This window comes from Sphingomonas sp., assembly GCF_031380695.1.
Taxonomy (GTDB): domain Bacteria; phylum Pseudomonadota; class Alphaproteobacteria; order Sphingomonadales; family Sphingomonadaceae; genus Sphingomicrobium.
Genome location: NZ_JANMWY010000322.1, coordinates 1 through 4,548 on the forward strand (window position 1 = coordinate 1; position 4,548 = coordinate 4,548).

Genomic DNA, 4,548 nt, shown 5'->3' on the forward strand with positions numbered 1-4,548 from the left:
GCGACCGCCAGGAAGCCAAGGGCGACCTTCAGAAGAAGGTTGGCGCGGTCAAAGGTGCGCTCGGCGACGATATCTAAGTCCAGCGTATCGGACGAGGATTGGTGCCGTCTCGCATCACGCGGGGCGGCCCTTTGTTTGTCCAGCGCCGCCCTGCTAGGCAGGCACCATGAAAGCCCTTCGCTCCCACGCCGTCGGCGGACCCGACACCCTCACCCTTGATGAGCTGCCCGAACCCCAGCCCGGATCCGGCGAGCTTCAGGTACGGGTCCATGCTGCCGCGATCAACTATCCCGACGTGATCATCATCGAGGACAAATATCAGATCAAGCCGCCTCGCCCGTTCGCGCCGGGAAGCGAGATCGCCGGCGAAATCACTGCGCTGGGAGAAGGCGTCACTGGCTGGAACATCGGCGACCGGCTCATCGCTGTCCCCGGCTGGGGCGGCCTGTCCCAGACGGTCGTCATCGCGGCTAAGTCCGCCTTCCGCCTGCCCGTCAACCGCAGCTTCGTGGATGGTGCCGCGCTGCTGCTGACCTACGCCACCTCGATCCACGCGCTCTACGACCGAGGCCAGCTCGAAGCGGGCGAAACGGTCCTGATCCTCGGCGCCGCCGGCGGCGTCGGCATCGCCGCGATCGAACTCGCCAAGGCGAAGGGCGCGCGGGTCATCGCCGCCGTGTCGAGCGACGAAAAGGCCGCCGCCGCGACAAAAGCCGGGGCCGACGCGACCCTCGTCTATCCGCGCGGCCCGTTCGACCGCAATGGGCAGAAGGCGCTCGCCGAACAGTTCAAGGCGGCGGTCGGCTCCAAGGGCGCGGATGTCATCTACGACCCGGTCGGCGGCGACTATGCCGAACCCGCGCTTCGCTCGATCGCCTGGGAAGGCCGCTACCTCGTCGTCGGCTTCCCCGCCGGCATCCCGAAGCTGCCGCTTAACCTGACCTTGCTCAAGAGTTGCGATGTGTGCGGCGTCTTCTGGGGGGCGTTCGCTGCGCGCGACCCGGCCGCCAACGCCAACCATGTCGCCACCCTATTCCGCCTGTGGGACGAAGGCCGGATCGCCCCGGTGATCAGCGCCACCTACCCACTCGAAAGCGGCGGCGAGGCGATCGCCGCGCTGGCCTCGCGCTCCGTCATCGGCAAGGTGGTAGTGACGCTGGACTAGCGCGCCCTCGCTCCCTATCTCGCGGGCAAGAACGAAAGGATCATCATGACCAGCTTCGACGACCGCGAGCGCGGGTTTGAGACCAAATATGCCCGCGACGAGGAAATGGCATTCCGCATCGTCGCCCGCCGCAACCGCTTGCTTGGCGAATGGGCAGCGCACAAGATGGGCCTGACCGAAGTCGAAGGCGAAGCCTATGCCAAGGAGGTCATCCGCGCCGAATTCGAGGAAGCAGGTGACGAGGACGTCATCCGTAAGCTGCTCGGCGACCTTACCGCCGCCGGGGTCGAGATTGACGATGGGACGATCCGCGAAGCGCTCGCGCACAAGACGGTTGACGCCCGCCGTCAGCTGATGGAATCCAAGGACTGATCATGCCGATGGCCGCCGCAGACATCCAGGCGCTGATCGTCACCGCCATTCCCGACGCGGCGGTAACGATCACCGACCTGCGCGGCGACGGCGACCATTATGCCGCGCGAGTCGTCTCGGCGAGCTTCGAAGGCATGAGCCGGGTCGCGCGGACCCGGGCAATCTACGCCGCGCTGGGGGGGCGCATGGGGGGCGAGCTTCACGCCCTGCAACTCGAAACCGACGTCCCGTCCGGAGATCACCAATGACCGACCCCAGTTCGCGCATCGACCAATTGGTCAAGGCCAATGACGTGCTGCTATTCATGAAGGGCAGCCCGCTGTTCCCGCAGTGCGGCTTCTCCAGCCGCGCGATCCAGATTCTCGACCATCTCGAAGTGCCGTTCGAAACGGTCGACGTGCTCCAGGACCAGGAAATCCGGCAGGGCATCAAAGTCTACAGCGACTGGCCGACCATCCCCCAGCTCTACGTCCGCGGCGAGTTCGTCGGCGGATCGGACATCATGATCGAGATGTTCGAGAGTGGCGAGCTGAAGCAGCTGCTCGACGCCGCCTGACGTTCCCAACGAAAAAGGGACGGTGAGCGGGACCAGAAACCGCAGCACCGTCCCTTTATGTGGTCGTGGAACCAAGTGGACAAGCTAATCATTGCACCCTCCGTGCCAATTGAAACAAATGGCGCAAAACGGGGATTTTTTCGTGACGAGCGTTCTTCTTCTCCCCATCCGGCGTAAAATATCCCGACGCTTTTGGGATAAAATGGCGTGACCGGTCGTCTCTACGCCGACCTGACCCAAAGCTGGTCCGAGAAGGGCGGCGGCATTCGCGTCTATCTCAATCGCAAGCGCCGCTTCATCCTCGAACAGACTGGCGACCGCCACCTCCTGATCATTCCCGGCGCGGAAGACGCGGTGATCGAAGAGGAGCGCGCGACCACCGTCACGATCCGCTCGCCGCATGTTCCCGGCAGCCCCAATTACCGCCTCCTCCTGCGCAACGGCGCGGTGCGCGCGGCGCTGGAGCGGTTCAGGCCCGACCTGGTCGAGTGCCAGGACGCCTACAATCTCCCGTGGGCCGCAATCGCGTACCAGAAGCGCCATCCGGTCACGGCACTCGCCGCGTCGTTCATGACCGATTTCCCGACCGCTTATACCTTCCGCATGGTCAGTCGGGTCGCAGGCGAGCGGATCGGCGGTGCTGCGGCGCGGCTTGCCTATCGCTATCTCGCCCGCCTTTATGGCCGCTTCGATACGGTCGTCGCGCTGAGCGAGCATGGCGGGGCCGACAAGCTGAGGGCGGTCGGCGTCAAGGAGGTCAGCGTCGCACCGCTCGGAGTCGACATCGACGATTTCTCCCCCGACCTGCGCGACGACCGCTTGCGTGCTGAAGTCGGTGCCGGCCCCGGCCAGCCGTTGCTGATCTATCTCGGCCGCCTCGACCGGGAGAAGCGCGCGGCGACCGTGGTCGAGGCGTTTCGCTTGCTCTCGCCTGCGCTCGGCGCGCGGCTGGTACTGCTCGGCGACGGTCCGCTGCGCGACGAGTTCATCGCCGCGCCTGATATCAGCAGCCCCGGCTTCATCCGCGACCGCAATTTGCTCGCCCGCTGGCTGGCCAGCGCCGACCTCTATGTCTCGGGTATGGCCGACGAGACGTTCGGCATTTCGGTGATCGAGGCGCAGGCGTCGGGCCTGCCGGTGGTTGGCGTCGCCGCCGGTGCGATGATCGACCGCGTCCCGTCCGAACTTGGCCGCCTCGGCCCGGTCGACGATGCCCACGCGATGGCCGCGAATATCGTCGCGCTGCTCGACGATCCCAACCGCCCGGCGCTGGCGGCGGCGGCGCGCGCGCATGCCGCCAGCCTCAGCTGGGACGCGGCCATGCGCCGGCTGTTCGAGGTCGTCTATCCGCTGGCGTTCGAGCGGCGGCGGTCGGCGCTATTCAACGCCGGTTCAGACAGGGAAGCGCCAGATGCCACTCGAACGCTGCGAACCGGTGCCACCGGCAAGTAGCTTAACCTTTGGGGACGTTCGTGGCAGGAGCACGCCCATGGACGTCCCCAATCCAGCCAAACTGCCCTATGCGCTGATCGAGCCGCTCGAGCCTGGCATCCGCCGCCTGCTGGCGCACAACCCCTCGCCCTTCACCTATACCGGCACGCAGACCTATCTCGCCGGAACACACGAGCTGGCGGTGATCGATCCCGGGCCCGACCTGCCCGAGCATGTCGCGGCGATCGTCACCGCGATCGCCGGACGGCCGGTCGTCGCGATTGCCTGCACCCACACCCACCGTGACCACAGCCCGGCCAGCCGCCCGCTTAAGGCAGCGACCGGCGCGCCGATCATCGGCTGCGCACCGCTGGCGCTGGAAAGCGTCGGCCCGCGCGCCGATGCCAGTTTCGACGGCGATTACCTGCCCGACCGCGTGCTGGCGGACGGCGAGGTCCTCATGGTCGATGGCGAGCCATTCACCGCCGTCGCCACCCCCGGCCACACCTCGAACCACCTCTGCTATGCCTATCGCGGCGCGCTTTTCACCGGCGATCATGTCATGGGCTGGTCGACCACCGTCGTCGTGCCGCCCGACGGCGACATGGCCGACTATATGGCAAGCCTCGACCTGCTGCGGCACCGCGACGACCGCGTTTATTATCCCGCCCACGGCGCACCGGTGACCAAGCCGCAGCAGCTGGTGCGCGGCATGATCGGCCACCGGCTGCAGCGCGAGCGGCAGATTTTGCGGCTGCTCGGCGAAGGCAAGGAGACCATCGCCGACATCGTCGCGGGCGCCTATCCCGGCCTCGATCCGCGACTGGTCCCGGCGGCAGGCGGGTCGGTGCTGGCGCATCTGGTGGACCTTCAGCGACGCGAACTGGTTGATGCGCAAGGAGAGACATGGACGCTTCGCCCCAGCCCCGCCGCGGCCTGACCCCGCTCGCCGTCGCCGGGATCGTTGGCGCGCTGGTCGTCGGCCTGTTCATCGGCGGCGGGCTCGACCTCAAGCGCAAGTTGT

The 4,548-nt window shown here is 66.7% G+C and carries 6 protein-coding genes; all 6 read left to right on the forward strand.

Translation table 11 applies throughout. The features are described from left to right. Nucleotides 1–166: 166 nt before the first annotated feature. The 6 genes from RMN84_RS11580 to RMN84_RS11605 all read left to right on the forward strand — a co-directional run bounded on the left by RMN84_RS11580 (nt 167) and on the right by RMN84_RS11605 (nt 4,464). The gene (locus RMN84_RS11580) at nt 167–1,165 is read left to right on the forward strand and encodes an NADPH:quinone oxidoreductase family protein (protein ID WP_309612321.1); all 999 of its coding nucleotides are present in this window, start codon (nt 167–169) and stop codon (nt 1,163–1,165) included. Nucleotides 1,166–1,210: 45 nt separating this feature from the next. Further along, nucleotides 1,211–1,537, forward strand: a complete 327-nt coding sequence (locus RMN84_RS11585; RefSeq protein WP_309612322.1) for a DUF1476 domain-containing protein — start codon at nt 1,211–1,213, stop codon at nt 1,535–1,537. Between the two features lie 2 nt (nt 1,538–1,539). Next, nucleotides 1,540–1,785, forward strand: a complete 246-nt coding sequence (locus RMN84_RS11590; protein ID WP_309612323.1) for a BolA family transcriptional regulator — start codon at nt 1,540–1,542, stop codon at nt 1,783–1,785. After that, entirely contained in the window at nt 1,782–2,093 is a 312-nt protein-coding gene (grxD, locus tag RMN84_RS11595; protein WP_309612324.1) for a Grx4 family monothiol glutaredoxin, read from the forward strand. Before RMN84_RS11590 ends, grxD begins: the two co-directional genes overlap by 4 nt. A 207-nt stretch (nt 2,094–2,300) precedes the next feature. After that, nucleotides 2,301–3,545: a glycosyltransferase gene (locus RMN84_RS11600; RefSeq protein WP_309612325.1), complete on the forward strand. Its 1,245-nt coding sequence runs from the start codon at nt 2,301–2,303 to the stop codon at nt 3,543–3,545. A gap of 37 nt (nt 3,546–3,582) precedes the next feature. Continuing rightward, nucleotides 3,583–4,464, forward strand: a complete 882-nt coding sequence (locus RMN84_RS11605) for an MBL fold metallo-hydrolase (protein WP_309612326.1) — start codon at nt 3,583–3,585, stop codon at nt 4,462–4,464. Nucleotides 4,465–4,548 lie beyond the last annotated feature (84 nt).